We start from the raw sequence: 17,608 nt of genomic DNA, 5'->3' as shown, positions 1-17,608 counted from the left end.
CTTTCAAGTTCAGCTCCCCTGATCGACCAACTCGAACCGGTCAACGTCGAAGACGCCGTGATCCGTGATCTTCAGATGCGGAATGACCGGCAGGGGCAGAAAGGCCACCTGCAGGAACGGTTCTTCCAGCGTGCAGCCAAGCGATCTGGCCGCCGTTCGCAGCGTCTCCAGGTTGCGTCTGACCGTTTCGAACGTCTCCAGGCTCATCAGACCTGCCACCGGCAGCGCGAGTTCGGCCATTACGCTGTCACTCTCTGCGACCGCAAAACCGCCCTTCATCGCGATCACGCGGTTGACCGCGGTTGCAATGGACGCGTCATCCGCCCCGACGACACAGATGTTGTGGCTGTCATGGCCGACCGAACTTGCGATCGCGCCGCGTTGCATGCCGAAACCGTGCACGAACCCGAGGCCGATATTGCCGCTATTTCCGTGCCGTTCGACAACGGCGACCTTCAGAACATCCTGCTCAAGGTCAGGCAGCGTCTTGCCGTCGGTGAAGGGAAGACGTTTTTTGAGGTGTTCGGTAATGATCTTCCCCGGCAGAACCCCGATCACGGAGGTTTCGTCGTTCCTTGCAGCGATGTCGAAATCGCGTGCCGCAACGGGCTGCGCCTTGACGCTTGCAAGTCCGACCGGTGCAACGGAACCACGGGCCTCGAACGCGGCGTCGCTCACCATCCGGCCGCCGCAGACGACCCGGTTGACCCGGCAATCCTCGAAATCATCCAGCAGCACGATATCCGCCCTTTTGCCGGGGGCAAGCAGGCCCCGATCTTTCAGGCCGAAGGCATTGGCCCCGGACCAGCTGGCCGCGCGATAGGCATCCAGCGGGCGGATGCCCTTGGCGATCAGGCGCCGGACCATGCTGTCCAGGTGCCCCTCTTCCGCGATGTCGAGCGGGTTGCGGTCATCCGTGCAGAGCGCGACAAAAGCGGACACATCCGGTGTGAGGATGGGAGCCAGCGCGTCGAGGTCCTTGGAAACCGAGCCTTCCCGCATCAGGATGGTCATGCCCTTGGAGAGCTTTTCAAGCGCTTCTTCCGCGCTTGTTGCCTCATGATCCGTGCGGATACCGGCCGCAAGGTAGCCGTTGAGGCCGAGCCCGGAAAGCAGCGGTGCATGCCCGTCAATATGTCCATCCTGAAAGGCGGCGAGTTTGGCAAGGACGTTCGGGTCGCACGCCAGCACGCCCGGAAAATTCATGAATTCGGCAAGGCCGATCACGTTCGGATGGTCACGGAAGGGCAGGAGATCCCCGATCTCCAGACACGCGCCGGCCGTCTCGAAAGACGTCGCGGGAACACATGACGACAGATTGACCTTTAGATCCAGCAGCGTTTCGAGCGATGCATCCAGAAAATACCGGATGCCCTCGGCACCAAGAACGTTGGATATCTCGTGCGGATCGCAAATCGCGGTGGTCACACCGTGCGGCAGCACGCACCTGTCGAATTCGAATGGCGTGACCAGCGAGGATTCAACGTGCAGATGCGTGTCGATGAAACCCGGCACGGCGACGCGCCCCTCGCCGTCCAGCGTCTCCCTGCCCTCGTAGCTGCCATAGGTGCCCACGATCCGGTCGCCGACAACGGCGATATCCGTTTCCTTGCTAGATCCATCGATCACATTGAAAAGCTTGACATTCTTGAGGACGAGATCGGCAGGCGCGTCGCCTGCCCCCGCTTCAATCGCGCGTTTGAGAAACCCCTCGTCATGTATGACCGGCATTCAGACTCACTCCACTTCCAGCATCTCATCCGACAATACGAATCCTGCCGCTTCCGGCAATGGTCATGCACACTATCGTGTTGATTGTGTCAAAGAGCGGACTGCGGATTTGGCCGAATTGCGTCTCCCCGGCGTCGCGGAGGGCTTGAAAATGAACCACATTTCCTTCGCTTCCGCTCCTTGAGGATAAGCAATCCGCCTCAATCCATTTCCGCCTCATTTATGAGTCCGTACCCTTACGTAAATTTCTCTGCTAGACTGCGATCTGAAAACTCCTTGTCTGTCAGGATTTTGCTGCAGCACAACATCGAAACCGTGCGGTGCAAAACAAATAATGAATTGACAGATCGCTCCGGCCATCGAATAATTTCATCAAAATTAATTATTATGAAGCTGCCAGACCAACAAGGCAGCCCCTTGGGAGGAGCACGGCAGGTGGACGGGTCACGAACGTCAGGTCGAGGATCGAATTCCGCACAGTTGCGCCGGTACAACGAACGCATCGTGCTGCAGATCCTGCGACGCGCCGGCGAAGCCTCGAAGCCTGAACTCGCCCGCGCCGTTCAACTCACCAACGCGGCGATCGGTGCGATCATACAGGACCTGATCGAAGGGGGTCTGATCTTCGAGGCAGGCAAGCGTCACGACGGCAGCCGCGGACAGCCCGCAACGATCCTGAAGCTCGCACCTGACGGCGCCTATTCCTTCGGCGTTCGGCTGGACCGCACCAATATCGAGACAGTCCTGATGGACTTCTCCGGAAAGATCATCGACCGGCGCATCCATGACATGATCCTGCCCGCCCCGGAAAAGACGGTCGAGATTCTCTCGCGGGATCTTAACGATCTGCGCGCCAATCTCAGTGACGAGATGCAGGACCGGATCACCGGCATCGGTCTGGCGCAACCGTTCAACCTCGGTGCGTGGCTGCACGAACTTGGCCTGCCGGAGGCGGACTTCAAGAAATGGGACGGCTTCGACCTCGCCGTGGCGCTTGAGGACGCCATGGCCCTGCCCGTTTTCAGTGAAAACGACGGAACGGCGGCAGCGGTCGCCGAACTGTTTTACGGCCAGGGCCGTCAGCATGACAATTTCCTCTATCTGTTTCTGGGTCCTGCCATCGGCGGCGGACTGGTGCTCAAGGGCGACGTGGTCAAGGGCATGTCCGGCAACGCCGCAGACGTCGCGTTCATGCCTGTTCCGCCCAGCGTCCTGCCGACGGCACCGAAACCGAAACAGACCTGGGACCTCCTGCTGACGCGTGCGTCGCTCGTGTCCTTTGCCCGGCATCTCTCGCCGGACGGATTTGAGGAGCTCGACCGATCGGACTTGCAGGCAGCCGTGGAAGCGAACGATCCGAAATATGTCGAATGGCTTGATGACTGCGCCGCCGCGATCGGTCTGGCGCTGCGCTCGGCCTACGCGCTTCTGGACGTTTCGCTCGTGGTGATCGACAGCGATCTGAGAGGCTCCTTTCCCGAAACCTTCAGGCAGAAGGTCAAGTCCGCCGTGGAAAGTGCCGCCCCCGAGGAGCGGCAGTCACCTGAAATCGAAATCGGCAGTTTCGCCCACGATGCCGGCGCCATCGGCGCGGCGAGCCTGCCTCAGTTCTTCAATTTCTCGCCCAGAGCAGCGATTCTGACGGGTGGGAAAGACAAGGGTCCCGCCGGAGCAGGCAGTACGGAAGACAAAGCCAGCTTTCCGGCAAGGGCAGCGAGATTGGGGTCACATCTGGCCGAACCCAACCGCTCAAACTGAAATAGGCCAGGGAGGAAAAAACAAATGATCCGCAAATTACTTGCGACTGGTTCAGTCCTTGCCGCCATGGCGGCGGCACCGGCAGCTGCGGCAGATATTTCAGCCTGCCTGATCACCAAGACCGACACCAACCCGTTCTTTGTGAAGATGAAGGAAGGTGCGACCGCCAAGGCTGAAGAACTCGGCATCGAGCTGAAGTCCTTTGCCGGCAAGGTCGACGGTGACCACGAAACCCAGGTTGCCGCCATTGAAACCTGCATTGCCGACGGTGCGAAAGGCATCCTGCTGACCGCCTCAGACACGTCCTCGATCGTGCCGGCCGTAAAGCAGGCCCGTGACAACGGCCTTCTCGTGATCGCGCTCGACACACCGCTCAGCCCGATCGATGCCGCCGACGCGACCTTCGCGACCGACAACTTCCTGGCCGGTGAACTGATCGGCAAATGGGCTGCCGGCGCACTCGGCGACAAGGCCGCCGACGCCAAGATCGGCATGCTCGATCTTGCCATCAGCCAGCCGACCGTGGGTGTTCTGCGTGACCAGGGCTTCCTGCAGGGCTTCGGCATCGACCTCGGCGACCCCAACAAATGGGGTGATGAGACGGATTCGCGCATCGTCGGCAACGACGTGACCCAGGGCAACGAGGAAGGTGGCCGCCGCGCCATGGAAAACCTTCTTGCCAAAGACCCGATGATCAACGTCGTTTACACCATCAACGAGCCTGCCGCCGCAGGTGCCTATGAAGCGCTGAAGGCCATCGGTCGTGAAAACGACGTTCTCATCGTCTCCGTCGATGGCGGTTGCCCGGGTGTCCAGAACGTCAAGGACGGCGTGATTGGCGCGACTTCGCAGCAATACCCGCTCCTGATGGCCTCCCTGGGGATCGAAGCCATCAAAAAGTGGTCCGACGACGGCTCCAAACCAGAAAACACACCGGGCAAGGACTTCTTTGACACCGGCGTGGCTCTGGTCACCGACAAGCCGGTCGACGGCGTGGAGTCCATCGACACCGCCAAGGGCACCGAACTCTGCTGGGGCTAAAGAGACGAAGGATCCGGGAGGCAAAAGACTTGCCTCCCGGGTTTTCTCGAAATCTGGATCATAACCGACAAGGGTGGGCGGTCGCGTGAGTGTCTGATCCGCCGCGGGAGAGGAAGAGATGTCTCAAACCAAGGAAGGCACCGAGAACTTCGAAGCTGCCGCCAACAGAGCGGACTCGGTCGCTGAATTCGAAGATCACCGCCGCGGCTTTCTTGGACAGGTGCAGCACACGCTGCATGCCAATCCGTCACTCGTGCCTCTGATAGTTCTCATCGTGGCAATTATCGTTTTCGGTCTGTTGTTGGGGTCCAAGTTCTTCTCGCCCTTTGCGATGACGCTGATCCTGCAGCAGGTGCAGATCGTGGGCATTGTGGCAGCTGCACAGAGTCTGATTATCCTGACGGCTGGTATCGACTTGAGCGTCGGTGCAATCATGGTCTTTTCTTCGGTGATCATGGGACAGTTCACATTCCGCTATGGAATTCCTGCTCCGGTTGCCGTTGCCTGCGGCCTTGCCGCTGGTACCATGATTGGCGCCTTGAACGGCTGGCTGGTAAGCCGGGTCAAGCTCCCGCCGTTCATCGTCACCCTGGGGATGTGGCAGATTGTGCTTGCGACGAACTTTTTGTACTCGGCAAACGAAACCATCCGTTCGCAGGAAATCGAAGCCAACGCGCCGTTTCTCCAGTTCTTTGGAACGAAGTTCAACATCGGTGGTGCCGTGTTCACGGTCGGCGTGGTCTTCATGTTGATCCTGGTGTTTGTGCTTGCCTACGCGCTTCGTCACACGGCCTGGGGGCGGCACGTCTATGCTGTTGGTGACGATCCCGAAGCTGCCGGCCTGTCGGGCGTCAACGTGCACAGAACCTTGATGTCGGTCTACATGCTTTCCGGACTGATCTGCGCCTTTGCCGGGTGGGCTCTGATCGGTCGTATCGGATCGGTGTCACCGACCTCCGGACAGCTCGCGAATATTGAAAGTATCACCGCGGTCGTGATCGGCGGCATATCCCTGTTCGGTGGCCGCGGCTCGATCCTGGGCAGCCTGTTCGGGGCCCTTATCGTCGGCGTGTTCACGCTTGGGCTAAGGCTGCTCGGTGCTGATGCGCAATGGACCTTTCTCCTCATCGGACTTCTCATTATCGCTGCCGTGGCAGCTGACCAGTGGATCAGAAAGGTATCGGCATAATGACTGACAGTGTTCCAATTGTAGAGGGGCGCGGTATCGTCAAGCGTTATGGTCACGTCACCGCAATCGACCATTCCGATTTTGAACTGCGCAACAACGAAATCCTGGCTGTCATTGGAGACAACGGCGCTGGCAAGTCTTCGATCGTAAAGGCGATTTGTGGTGCCACGGTACCGGATGAGGGCGAAATCCTGATCGACGGTAAGCCGGTCCACTTCACCTCGCCGACGCAGGCGCGGGACATGGGGATCGAAATCGTTTACCAGACTCTCGCCATGTCGCCGGCGATGTCGATCGCGGACAACATGTTCATGGGGCGCGAAATCCGCAAACCGGGTTTCATGGGAAAATTTCTGCGGCAACTCGACCGGCCGGCGATGGAAAAGTTTGCGCGTGAAAAGCTCACGGAGCTTGGCCTTATGACCGTGCAATCCATCAACCAGACAGTTGAGACCTTGTCAGGCGGACAGAGGCAGGGTGTGGCCGTGGCCAGGGCCGCCGCCTTTGCGACCAAGTTCATTATCATGGACGAGCCGACCGCCGCGCTGGGTGTCAAGGAAAGCCGACGCGTTCTGGAACTGATTCAGGACGTGAAGTCGAGGGGAATACCGATCGTTCTGATCAGCCACAACATGCCCCACGTCTTCGAGGTCGCGGATCGCATCCACATCCATCGGCTGGGCAAACGGCTTTGCACCGTCAAACCGAAAGACTGCTCGATGTCCGATGCGGTTGCGCTGATGACGGGAGCTATGGAACCGCCGAAAGACGCGGCTGCATGACGTCGAGAAAGGCGGCCCGTGCCGAGCGGACCGCCGGAACATTCCCTTGTGAGAACGACAAAAGTCTGGACTTTGCATGTTCCTGATCTGCGGTGAAGCCCTGTTCGACCTGTTCGGCGACGAAGGTGTCCAAGATGGCGCCAGATTCGATGCGCGAATAGGCGGGTCGCCATTCAACGTTGCCATGGGCCTCGCCCGTCTCGGTGAGGAGGCCGCGTTCTTCGGCGGTATCTCGAACGACACCCTTGGGGCGAAACTCGTCGAGAAATTCCGGAAGGAGGGCGTGTCTGAGCGCTACATCCTCAGAACCGACTACCTTACCACGCTGAGCCTGGTGCAGAAGGACGATCAGGGCCATCCCGCCTATACGTTCTACGGTGCAAATGCGGCCGATCGAATGGTCACACTGGACGATCTGCCTGACTTCGACGAACCGCCGCTGTTCCTGCATCTGGGATCCTATACCGCGCTGGTCGAACCCGTCGCGGGAACGCTGAAGGCCCTGATCGAACGCGACCGCACCCACACGCTGGTCTCGTTCGACCCGAATATCCGCCCGACGGTGGAACCTGACCTGGACCGGTGGCGGCAGAATACCGAAAGCCTTGCACCGCTTGCCGATGTCATCAAGGTCAGCGACGAGGACCTGGCGTTGATCGCACCGGAAGAAGAAATCGCCGCGATTGCCCGCAGGTGGGTTGCCGGCGGCACCGCGCTTGTCATCGTCACCCGCGGCGGCGAAGGCGCCCTCGCCTTCAGCCGCTCCTTTGAAACGGGCTGTCCCGGTGTTCAGGTCAAGGTGGAAGACACCGTCGGCGCGGGCGACACCTTTCAGGCGGCCTTGCTAGCGGGGCTCAAGAAGCTCGGAGCAATCGACCGGACGTCACTTGCCGAGCTTGACGAACAGCGCGTCAATCGTCTTCTTGGATTTGCCGTTGAGGCCGCGGCGATCACATGTTCGCGCCGTGGCGCCGATCTTCCGCGCATTGCGGAACTGCAAAAAGAATGGTCAAAGCTCATTTGAGGGGCTGACAAAACATTTAAATCGATTTAAAAGCCCTCCGGGTTCAGCTGGAGCCGCAAGAGGCCCGGCAACGGAAAAGCTGTTGGAAGGAGTGTCCCATGGCGGTACGCGTCATTGAAGTTGAGGAATTCGACCTGGTCGTGTTCGGCGCATCCGGTGATCTGGCACACCGCAAGCTTCTTCCCGCTCTTTATCACCGCGATGCCGACGGGCAAATGCCGGAAAATGCCCGTATCATCTGCAGCGCACGCCGCGACTACACCGATGACGACTACAGGGACTGGGCGGAAAACGCGCTGAAGGAACACGTCAAGGATCTTGACGACGACCATCTCGCCAAGTTTCTCAAACGGCTGCACTATGTGAAAATCGACGTCGCCTCGGGCACCGGCTTCGAGGGCCTGAAAACGGTCCTGGATGAACGCGAGGATGTCATCCGCGCCTTCTACCTGGCGGTCGGGCCGGATCTCTTCGGCACCATTTGCGAAAATCTCGGCAGGATCGGCGTCGTGAACCGGCACGCCCGCGTGGTGATGGAAAAGCCGATCGGCAAGGACGGTGCTTCCGCGAAGGCGCTGAACGACACCGTCGGCGCCGTGTTCAAGGAAGACCAGATCTTCCGTATCGATCACTATCTCGGCAAGGAAACCGTGCAGAACCTAATGGCGCTTCGGTTTGCCAATGCCCTGTTCGAGCCGCTCTGGAACGCCGCGCATATCGACCATGTCCAGATCACCGTCGCCGAATCCCTCGGAACGGGCGGGCGTGCCGGCTACTACGACACGGCTGGTGCGCTGCGGGACATGGTTCAGAACCACATCCTCCAGCTCTTGTGCCTGGTGGCCATGGAACCACCTGAATCCATGGATGCGGACAGCGTCCGCGATGAAAAGCTGAAGGTTCTGAAAGCCCTCACGCCAATCGACGCCCAGAGCGTCGACAAGCTGACCGTGCGCGGTCAGTATCGTGCCGGCGCATCCGCCGGCGGCGCCGTGCCCGGTTATCTTGAAGAACTGGGCAACGACGAGAGCCGGACGGAAACATTCGTCGCCCTCAGGGCGGACATTGCCAACTGGCGGTGGGCGGGTGTGCCGTTCTACCTGCGCACAGGCAAGCGTCTGGCCCAGCGGGTTTCGGAAATCGTCGTTCAGTTTCAACCGATCCCCCACTCCATTTTCGACACGGAAACGGGCAAGATTACCGCCAACCGCCTGATCATCCGCCTGCAGCCCGACGAAGGCGTTCAGATGCAGATCATGATCAAGGACCCCGGCCCGGGTGGAATGCGCCTCAGGCAGGTGCCGCTCGACATGAGTTTTGCCGACGCCTTCAAGGTGCGCAATCCGGACGCCTACGAGCGTCTCATCATGGATGTGATCCGCGGCAACCAGACCCTGTTCATGCGCCGCGACGAGGTCGATGCCGCGTGGGCGTGGGTGGACCCGATCCTTGCAGCCTGGGCCGCATCGAAGGAAACGCCCAAGGGCTACACCGCCGGGACATGGGGTCCGTCGGCCGCCATCGCGCTCGTGGAGCGTGACGGGCGCACGTGGTCGGAAGAGGACGGAATCTAGAGGGATCGCGCAGCCCTGGCTTCAGGGCATTGCTGGTTTTAAATCGATTAAATAAGGCAAACGGGCAAAGGCCCTGTCTGCCGACAGACACCCCACCCAGCCACATGTGGCCAGGAAAGGATCAGAACAATGACAATCCAGGATCGCGTCGCCGATGTCACGGAACGGATCGTCAAGCGCAGTCACGACAGCCGCTCCCTGTATCTGGACAGGATCGGCAAGGCTGCCGAACAGGGGCCGCAGCGCTCCCGGCTTTCGTGCGGCAACCTTGCGCACGGGTTTGCCGCCTGCGGCGTCTCGGACAAGCAGGCGCTTTCCGGTGATGTCGTACCGAACCTCGGCATCATCACGGCCTACAATGACATGTTGTCGGCGCACCAGCCTTACGAGACCTACCCGGCGATGATCCGCCAGGCGGCGCATGAAGTCGGCGCAGTCGCGCAGGTCGCGGGCGGCGTACCGGCCATGTGTGATGGTGTGACCCAGGGTCAGGACGGCATGGAACTTTCGCTGTTCTCGCGCGACGTCATCGCGATGGCGGCAGCCGTCGGCCTGTCGCACCAGATGTTCGACGCAGCGGTCTTCCTCGGCATCTGCGACAAGATCGTTCCCGGTCTCGCGATCGCCGCCCTGTCCTTCGGCCACCTGCCCGCGGTGTTCATTCCCGCCGGTCCGATGACAACGGGCATCTCGAATGATGACAAGGCGAAAGTGCGTCAGCTCTACGCCGAAGGGAAAGTCGGACGCGACGCGCTGCTTGAAAGCGAATCCAAGGCCTATCATTCGCCCGGCACCTGCACGTTCTACGGAACGGCGAACTCCAACCAGATGCTGATGGAAATCATGGGGCTGCACATGCCCGGTTCCTCCTTCGTCAATCCGGGCACTCCGCTGCGCGATGCGCTGACCAGGGAGGCCACCAGGCGCGCCCTTGCGATTTCGGCGCTCGGGAACGAGTACACCCCGGCCGGCGAGATCATCGACGAGAAGGCGATCGTCAACGGCGTGGTCGGTCTTCACGCCACGGGCGGCTCCACCAATCACACGATGCACCTGGTCGCCATTGCGGCGACCGCCGGCATCAAGCTCACCTGGGACGACATCTCCGATCTGTCGGATGTCGTGCCGCTGCTTGCCCGGGTCTACCCGAACGGCAAGGCGGATGTGAACCACTTCCAGGCGGCCGGCGGCCTTGCCTTCCTGATCCGGGAGCTTCTGTCTGACGGATATCTGCACCAGGACGTCAAGACCGTCTACGGCACGGATCTGGCCGGCTACACGGTGGAGGCCAAACTGGACGAAAACGGCGATATCCTGCGAGAAGATGCACCCAGGACCTCCGGCGATGAAACCGTTCTGGCACCGCTTTCCAAAGCGTTCCAGCCGACAGGTGGACTGAAGATGCTCACCGGCAACCTGGGCAAGGCCGTGATCAAGGTCTCGGCCGTTGCCGCGGACCGTCACATCATCGAAGCGCCTGCACGCGTGTTCCATTCCCAGGACGCCTTCCTCGATGCCTTCAACAAGAAGGAACTGAAAGGCGACGTCGCCGCGGTCGTGCGCTTTCAGGGCCCGAAGGCGATCGGCATGCCCGAGTTGCACAAGCTGACACCGTGCCTCGGGATCCTGCAGGACAAGGGCTACAAGGTCGCCTTGATCACCGATGGCCGCATGTCGGGCGCATCCGGCAAGGTGCCGGCGGCAATCCATGTCACGCCGGAAGCGGAAAACGGCGGACCGATCGCCAAGATCCGCGACGGCGACATGATCCGCATCGATGCCGTCACCGGCGAACTGAAGGTTCTCGTGGATGAGAAGGAATTCGAGGCCCGCCCGGCTGCGGTTGCCGACCTCAGCGCGCATCAGTTCGGCGTCGGCCGCGATCTTTTCACTGCCTTCCGCGCCAATGTCGGCACGGCCGACAGCGGCGCGCACGTGTTCGGCGCATAATCAGGAAATCCGGGAGAATTCAATGGCACAGGATATCGAAAAAATAGAAACGGTGATGTGCGCCGCGCCCGTCATCCCGGTTCTGGTCGTCGAAGATCCGCAAAAGGCCGTGCCGATGGCGACGGCCCTGGTGAAGGGTGGCCTTCCCGCGATCGAGATCACGTTGCGGACGGAACGCGCCCTGGAGGCCATCGAAGCGGTCAGCAGGCATGTCGAGGGTGCCATCGTCGGCGCGGGCACGGTGCTCGACGGCAGGCAATATGATGCCGCGGTCTCGGCCGGATCCAGATTTATCGTTTCTCCGGGGGCCACGCAGAACCTTCTGGATGCGGCAGGAGCCCACAGCGTGCCGCTGCTTCCCGGCGCGGCAACGGCCTCCGAAGTCATGTTTCTTCTTGAACGCGGTTACAGGCGTTTGAAATTCTTCCCGGCCGAGCAGGCCGGCGGAGCGTCTTACCTGAAATCGCTTTCCTCTCCCCTGGCAGCCGCGAAGTTCTGCCCCACGGGAGGTGTCAGCATCGATAAGGCACCGGACTACCTTGCCCTTCCGAATGTTCTGTGCGTCGGCGGGTCCTGGATCGCGGACGCCAAGGCGATCGCGTCAGAGGACTGGGCGGGTATCGAGGAAAGGGCGCGCGCGGCAAGCGGCCTGACCAGCTGACGGCTTGATGCCGGCCTGAGGGCCGGGACAGCGCTGACGCTCAGGCGTCTTCGGTCGCGGCGGCAGGCATTTCCATGCTGCCGGACGTGTCCGGGGCTTCGGTTTCTTCCAGTGTTCTGTCCCAGAGGAGCCGCATGCCGGCGGATTTGTCATTGCGCCACGCAAATTCGGCAACCACGGGCTTGTTGAACTTGTTCATGGTGAGCAGCACTTCCTCGGGCAAGGCGGTAAGCCCGTTCGCCTTGACCTTGCAGCCGTTCTTGGCGGCGTCGACGATGGTGCCCTCGATTTCCGTGATGCCTTCCAGGTCTGCGATCTTCACCGGTATCTTGACGTCGTTCCGCTTCTCGCGACGCTTGTCGCTGACCTTGCTTTCACTGGTCACGAACACGACGGACGCGTCATTGCCCTTGACCGACGTCACCTGGGCCTTGGAAAGCTTGCGCGCACCCGAAAAACGGATACCGATATTCTTGTAAAGATCCTCGACATGGTCCGAGGTGACCTTGCAGCCCCATTCGTTCACGTTGGTGATCACGGCCTCTATGATGGCGAGCGTGTCGAAATCGACAACCTGAACGTTTTCACTGGCTTCAGGATTTTCCTGAAGATGCGTCAGAGCGGGATCCGTATTCTCGTTGCTCATGGGGTTAAAACACCTGAAATCGTCTTCTGTTCATCACCTGTGCTGAGCAAGCACGCAAATGGGAGGCTAGCTGAAAACTCCTAATTTCCCGTCAATCCGGCAAAGTCTCGTGACAAGGACACGCCAACGCCACACATGCTGCCGGCGGACCGGCCAAACGCTCTTCAGAAAAATCTCCACTACGTCAGATTGCTGTGCTAATTGGAGCGCTGTCTGCCGTGACCGGAATCCAGTTGGTTAAATCGATTTAAGAGGAAGTCTCATGACACTCGAAGCGACACTCGCGTCCCTCACCCGCCAGGCTGAAAAGCTGAACAGCACCACGCTTCGAAACCTGTTCGCCGGCGATCCGGATCGCTTCGGGACATTCTCGGCAACAACCGGCGATCTTCTGCTCGATTATTCGAAGACGAAGATCGACAGCGACACCCTGTCCGAGCTTGTGGCCCTTGCCGCAAAGGCGGACGTCGAAGGCCGCCGTGCGGCGATGTTCGCAGGCGAAAAGATCAACGAAACCGAAAAACGCGCGGTGCTTCATACCGCGCTCCGCAACCGGTCGGACAAGCCGGTCATGGTCGACGGCGCGGATGTCATGCCGGATGTCCGCTCCGTGCTCGACGCCATGGCCGACTTTGCGGAAGCCGTCCGGTCCGGCGAACTGGTGTCCTCGTCGGGAGCGCCCTTCACCGACGTCGTCAATATCGGCATCGGCGGATCCGATCTCGGCCCGGTCATGACCACGCTTGCACTGGCGCCCTATCATGACGGCCCGGAGCTGCACTACGTCTCCAACGTGGACGGGGCGCATATTGCTGACACGCTCGAAAAGCTCGATCCGGCAACAACGCTGATCATCGTCGCGTCGAAGACCTTCACGACCATCGAAACGATGACCAACGCGGCGACCGCCCGCAAGTGGATTGCGTCGACCTTGGGTGAAGAGGCGGTCGGCAAGCATTTTGCCGCCGTGTCGACCGCGCTGGACAAGGTTGCGGCCTTCGGCATCGACAGCGCCCGCGTCTTCGGATTCTGGGACTGGGTCGGCGGGCGCTACTCCATCTGGTCCGCGATCGGCCTGCCGCTGATGATCGCAATCGGTCCGGATGCGTTCAGCGACTTTCTGGAAGGCGCTCACGCAATGGATGGTCATTTCCAGGACGCACCGCTTCAAGACAACCTGCCGGTCCTGATGGCCCTTATCGGCATCTGGCACCGGGATGTTCTGGGATACGGCGCAAGGGCCGTCCTGCCCTACGACCAGCGGCTGTCGCGCCTGCCTGCCTATCTGCAGCAGCTCGACATGGAATCAAACGGCAAGCGCGTGAAGCTGGACGGAAGCCCGGTCGGCATGGACACCGGCCCTCTTGTCTGGGGGGAGCCGGGCACCAACGGCCAGCACGCCTTCTACCAGCTGCTGCATCAGGGCACGACGGTCATTCCCTGCGAGTTCCTGATCGCGAAGCAGGGTCACGAGGAAGACCTGCACAACCACCACGAACTGCTGACGGCCAATTGCCTTGCCCAGTCCGAGGCGCTGATGCTTGGACGGACGCTGGAGGAGGCGAAAGCCATGCTCGCGGCTTCGGGGATGTCCGAAAGCGACGTGGAGCGGCTTGCACCGCACAAGGTGTTCCCGGGCGACCGCCCGTCTTTCACGCTCGTTTACGACAAGTTGACCCCTTACGCACTCGGTCGTCTGATCGCGCTTTACGAGCACCGCGTCTTTGTCGAAGGGGTCATATGGGGCATCAACTCCTTCGATCAGTGGGGCGTGGAACTCGGCAAGGAACTGGCGACCGCCCTCCTGCCCATGGTCAAGGGCGAGGCTTCGGCAGAGGGCAAAGATGCATCCACGCGTGGCTTGCTTTCCGCACTGAAGAACTGATCGAAACCGCCATACTTTCGCCCAACGGGCGCTATCTGTTCCTGAGCACTCGAAGACTCTGCCCGGACAGCAAGTTGGGTTTTGTGTACTGTAGGAATTGATAGATTGCCCCGGCGCGCAAAGCAGCTTAACCTTGGCAAGACTTTAAAATATTGGAATTGCCGCACCGCGCGGTCTTGAAGGGAGTTACCTTTAATGAAGAAGTTTGTTCTGCTCGCTGCAATCGGCGTTGCATTGGCAGGGTGTCAGTCTGACAGCCAGACGGACCGAGCCCTGGTGGGTGGTGGCCTTGGCGCAGCAACCGGTGCCGCAATCGGCGCCGCAGCGACCGGCGACGTCGGCGGTGCGCTTGTAGGTGGTGCAATCGGTGCGGCGGGCGGCGCGATCGTCGGCGCAGCAACGACACCGAAAAACTGCGTGGCTTATGACCGCTACGGCAACCCGTATCGTGTCGCCTGCCCGTAACAAACAACTTGCAGCCCTGACTGTGTGACAATGCCGCGGATCGGTAGGATAAAATCATGAGAAAACTGTTTTTTGTTGCTGCCGCTACGGCGCTTCTTGCTGGCTGTCAGTCGGACAGCCAGACTGACCGGGCACTTGTAGGTGGCGGCCTCGGAGCCGCGACCGGTGCCATCATCGGTGCCGCAGCCGGAGGCGGCGTCGGTCCGGCCCTCGCCGGTGCGGCAATCGGTGGCGCGGGTGGTGCCATTGTCGGCGCCGCGACAACTCCCAAGAACTGCGTCGCCTATGACCGGTATGGAAACCCCTACCGCGTCGTCTGCCCCTGATCGAAATGCACCAGAATGGCCCCTGCGTTAACGGGCCATTTAGGTTACGCAATCCATAATGTGACCAATTGGTTTTGAGTGTCTTGACCGGCCTCGACGGCCTGAGGTGCGTGCGCGCGTGCGGCGTCACCTTCGACGAACGGCGGCTTCAGGTCTCGGCCATCAACATCGATTGACGCCGATTCGGCTGTATCTCGTAGGAGCGGCGTGCCGGGCAGATCGATTTCATCTGCCGTGGCCATCCCATGCGGACCCAGCCGAAGCCGACGCCAGATCACACGCATTTTGAGGTCGTAACCGACATGAAACAAATTCTGGTCGTGGCCGCGGTGGCCACCCTCCTCGCCGGCTGTTCATCAAGCAGACAGACAGACCGGGCAATCATCGGCGGCGGTCTCGGCGCCGCAACCGGCGTGATCGTCGGTGCGGCCGTGGGCGCTGGTGCAGCACCCGTTATTGCCGGCGCAGCCCTGGGAGCCGCGGGTGGCGCCGCGATCGGAGCGGCCACAACACCGAGATAACCGGATCAAGAGTTCCTCCGAGCGCATTGAGAAAGCTTGGATAACCGGCGCCTGGTAAGAATCTGTTAACCATACATCTCCACGCTAGCGAGGCTTATTGCATTGCTGGGGAGCATGGATGAAACCGATTCTTGCCGTTGCAGCCCTCGCCTTCCTGTTGGCCGGCTGCGTCAATACGGAGAGCCAGCGCGACAGAATGCTGATCGGAGCCGGGCTGGGTGCAGCGACCGGCGCGACGATCGGTGCCGTGGCAGGTTCAACGGTCAACGCGACAATCGCAGGCGCAGCCCTTGGCGCAGTTGGAGGCGGGCTGATCGGTGTCGTCACGACACCGCGCAACTGCATCGCCCACGATCTGAACGGCACGCCGTACAAGGTCAGATGCCCTTAGGGGCCTTACCTTGGACTGGTCTTTCCTGACAACCTGATTTCAGTCTCGGCGGCAACCGCCAGAGGGGTCTAGATCGCAGCTTCGATCAGGAAGGGTCCGGGCGAAGCCGCAGCCATTTCCATCGCCTCGGCGAAGCTTTCCTCGCTATCGGCCCGAACGGCCTGCACACCGTGACCGGCCGCCAGCGCGACCCAGTCGATCAGCGGATCCTCGATATCGAACATCGCGCGCGCGTTGCGTCCGGGTTTGGGCGCCCCTTGCGCCTGCAGCTCGGCATGGAGGATCTGATAGCCCCGGTTCGCGATGATCACGAACGTGATATTCAGGCCCTCGCGCGCAGCCGTCCACAGGCACTGGACCTGATACATGGCTGACCCGTCTCCGGAAACGGCGACGACCGGGCGGTCCGGACAGGCGACTGCTGCCCCCAGCGCGTTCGGAAGGCACTGTCCGATGGAGCCACCCGTGTTGTTGATCCGGTCATGGTTCCGGGACCGGTTCACCGCCGGCCATATGCCCGGCCCGGCGGTCACCGCTTCGTTCACCACGACCGCGCCTTCGGGAAGCAAGTTTGCAAGGCCGCGCCCGATTCCCTCCGCGGAAAGCGGTCCGTTTTGCAGCGGCGGAACGTCATGCGCGATCCTGGCAACGTCTTCGCTGCCATCGACGCCGGCGGCTTCGGCGAGCTTTTCGAGCGTCCACATGACATCCCAGTCGCCGAAACACAGCTGGCCGATTGCGCAGCCCGCCGGCTCCGGTGTCGAGGGTTTGCCCGGATAGGCGAAGAAATTGACGGGTGGATCTTCCCCGACCAGAACGATGTGCTTCAGGCCGGACAGGAATTCGGAACTCATGTCGACATTGTAAGGCAGCATCTCGAACGCCACGGCCCCCTCGCCCAATGCGATACGGGGCGCAAAAAAAGGTGCCAGCAGCCGGCATCCGGTCCGCGCCGCGATCTTGCCGGCCAGCTCGGCTCCAGAGCCGTAGAGCGCCGGGCCACTGACCAGAAGAGCGGCTCCGGGAAGCGTCAGCGCATGAGCGGACGCCTTGATCCGATCCTCGTCCGGACGGTGTTTGCGCAGCGGCGGAAGCTCAGTCGCCGGTCCCGTCCCGCTGTCGCCCCATGCGGAGTCCGCCGGCAGGATGACGGTCGCGATCTGGCCGCTGCGCGCCATCCGGATCGCTTCGGCCCCCGCGCCCGCAACCGTGGAACTGTCCGTCGCGCGCCGGACCCAATGGGAGACCGAGCCGACGACGCCGTCGAGATCCGCCTGTAACGGCGCGTCGTGCTTCAGGTGATAGCCTGCATGGTCGCCGACGATATTGACGACGCCGGACTGCCCCTTGCGCGCATTGTGGAGATTGGCCCAGCCGTTGCCGAAACCGGGTCCGAGGTGCAGCAGCGTGCCGGCGACATTGCCGCTCATGCGGGCGTAGCCGTCTGCGGCTCCGGTCACACCGCCCTCGAACAGGCACAGAATGCAGCGCATTTCCGGATGGGTATCCAGGGCCGCAACGAAATGCATTTCGGACGTACCCGGATTGGCAAAGCAAACCGAAACGCCGGAAGCCAGCATTGTCTCAACCAGCGCTTCCGCACCATTCATCCGGCATCTCCTCCTGCTTGTTTCTGGACGTTTAAAGCAGATGTAAAGGGTTGT

The 17,608-nt window shown here is 61.1% G+C and carries 16 protein-coding genes; 13 read left to right on the top strand and 3 right to left on the bottom strand.

Annotated elements, in window-relative coordinates; translation table 11 throughout:
- Nucleotides 1-9: 9 nt before the first annotated feature.
- Nucleotides 10-1,731, bottom strand: coding sequence for an adenine deaminase (gene ade / locus ACO08A_RS21020; RefSeq protein ID WP_422037868.1), 1,722 nt, complete (start codon nucleotides 1,729-1,731; stop codon nucleotides 10-12).
- A gap of 435 nt (nucleotides 1,732-2,166) precedes the next feature.
- On the opposite strand from ade, the gene ACO08A_RS21015 reads away from it, so the two are divergent.
- From ACO08A_RS21015 to eda, 8 genes are all read left to right on the top strand, one after another.
- Entirely contained in the window at nucleotides 2,167-3,489 is a 1,323-nt protein-coding gene (locus ACO08A_RS21015) for an ROK family transcriptional regulator (RefSeq protein WP_422037867.1), read from the top strand.
- A 24-nt stretch (nucleotides 3,490-3,513) separates the two neighbouring features.
- Complete coding sequence (locus tag ACO08A_RS21010) at nucleotides 3,514-4,530, top strand: sugar ABC transporter substrate-binding protein (RefSeq protein WP_422037866.1); 1,017 nt, start codon at nucleotides 3,514-3,516, stop codon at nucleotides 4,528-4,530.
- 118 nt (nucleotides 4,531-4,648) lie between these two features.
- Entirely contained in the window at nucleotides 4,649-5,719 is a 1,071-nt protein-coding gene (locus tag ACO08A_RS21005; RefSeq protein ID WP_422037865.1) for an ABC transporter permease, read from the top strand.
- Nucleotides 5,695-6,501, top strand: a complete 807-nt coding sequence (locus ACO08A_RS21000) for an ATP-binding cassette domain-containing protein (protein WP_422037864.1) — start codon at nucleotides 5,695-5,697, stop codon at nucleotides 6,499-6,501. Before ACO08A_RS21005 ends, ACO08A_RS21000 begins: the two co-directional genes overlap by 25 nt.
- Nucleotides 6,502-6,577: 76 nt before the next feature.
- On the top strand, nucleotides 6,578-7,525 hold the full coding sequence (locus tag ACO08A_RS20995) for a carbohydrate kinase family protein (protein ID WP_422037863.1): 948 nt from the start codon (nucleotides 6,578-6,580) through the stop codon (nucleotides 7,523-7,525).
- Nucleotides 7,526-7,623: 98 nt separating this feature from the next.
- On the top strand, nucleotides 7,624-9,099 hold the full coding sequence (gene zwf, locus ACO08A_RS20990) for a glucose-6-phosphate dehydrogenase (RefSeq protein ID WP_422037862.1): 1,476 nt from the start codon (nucleotides 7,624-7,626) through the stop codon (nucleotides 9,097-9,099).
- Between the two features lie 129 nt (nucleotides 9,100-9,228).
- The gene (gene edd, locus ACO08A_RS20985) at nucleotides 9,229-11,049 is read left to right on the top strand and encodes a phosphogluconate dehydratase (RefSeq protein WP_422037861.1); all 1,821 of its coding nucleotides are present in this window, start codon (nucleotides 9,229-9,231) and stop codon (nucleotides 11,047-11,049) included.
- Nucleotides 11,050-11,071: 22 nt separating this feature from the next.
- Nucleotides 11,072-11,710 (top strand): bifunctional 4-hydroxy-2-oxoglutarate aldolase/2-dehydro-3-deoxy-phosphogluconate aldolase, encoded by a 639-nt coding sequence (gene eda, locus ACO08A_RS20980; RefSeq protein ID WP_422037860.1) that lies wholly within the window; start codon nucleotides 11,072-11,074, stop codon nucleotides 11,708-11,710.
- Between the two features lie 40 nt (nucleotides 11,711-11,750).
- On the opposite strand, the gene ACO08A_RS20975 is transcribed toward eda, so the two are convergent.
- Nucleotides 11,751-12,356 (bottom strand): PilZ domain-containing protein, encoded by a 606-nt coding sequence (locus ACO08A_RS20975; RefSeq protein ID WP_422037859.1) that lies wholly within the window; start codon nucleotides 12,354-12,356, stop codon nucleotides 11,751-11,753.
- A 262-nt stretch (nucleotides 12,357-12,618) separates the two neighbouring features.
- On the opposite strand from ACO08A_RS20975, the gene pgi reads away from it, so the two are divergent.
- The 5 genes from pgi to ACO08A_RS20950 all read left to right on the top strand — a co-directional run bounded on the left by pgi (nucleotide 12,619) and on the right by ACO08A_RS20950 (nucleotide 15,944).
- Nucleotides 12,619-14,241, top strand: a complete 1,623-nt coding sequence (gene pgi, locus ACO08A_RS20970) for a glucose-6-phosphate isomerase (RefSeq protein ID WP_422037858.1) — start codon at nucleotides 12,619-12,621, stop codon at nucleotides 14,239-14,241.
- Between the two features lie 195 nt (nucleotides 14,242-14,436).
- Entirely contained in the window at nucleotides 14,437-14,706 is a 270-nt protein-coding gene (locus tag ACO08A_RS20965) for a glycine zipper domain-containing protein (RefSeq protein WP_299474122.1), read from the top strand.
- Nucleotides 14,707-14,762: 56 nt separating this feature from the next.
- Nucleotides 14,763-15,032 (top strand): lipoprotein, encoded by a 270-nt coding sequence (locus ACO08A_RS20960; RefSeq protein WP_422037857.1) that lies wholly within the window; start codon nucleotides 14,763-14,765, stop codon nucleotides 15,030-15,032.
- Between the two features lie 302 nt (nucleotides 15,033-15,334).
- The gene (locus tag ACO08A_RS20955) at nucleotides 15,335-15,553 is read left to right on the top strand and encodes a hypothetical protein (RefSeq protein ID WP_319382941.1); all 219 of its coding nucleotides are present in this window, start codon (nucleotides 15,335-15,337) and stop codon (nucleotides 15,551-15,553) included.
- Between the two features lie 118 nt (nucleotides 15,554-15,671).
- On the top strand, nucleotides 15,672-15,944 hold the full coding sequence (locus tag ACO08A_RS20950; RefSeq protein WP_421983873.1) for a hypothetical protein: 273 nt from the start codon (nucleotides 15,672-15,674) through the stop codon (nucleotides 15,942-15,944).
- A gap of 68 nt (nucleotides 15,945-16,012) precedes the next feature.
- Here the strand turns inward: ACO08A_RS20950 and ACO08A_RS20945 are convergent, their stop codons facing one another.
- Nucleotides 16,013-17,554: an acetolactate synthase large subunit gene (locus ACO08A_RS20945; protein ID WP_422037856.1), complete on the bottom strand. Its 1,542-nt coding sequence runs from the start codon at nucleotides 17,552-17,554 to the stop codon at nucleotides 16,013-16,015.
- Between the last annotated feature and the right edge of the window lie 54 nt (nucleotides 17,555-17,608).

It is taken from the genome of Roseibium sp., assembly GCF_965232425.1.
Classification (GTDB): domain Bacteria; phylum Pseudomonadota; class Alphaproteobacteria; order Rhizobiales; family Stappiaceae; genus Roseibium.
The sequence above is the reverse complement of the archived record's forward strand: the minus strand, read 5'-3'. Positions and strand labels throughout refer to the sequence as shown.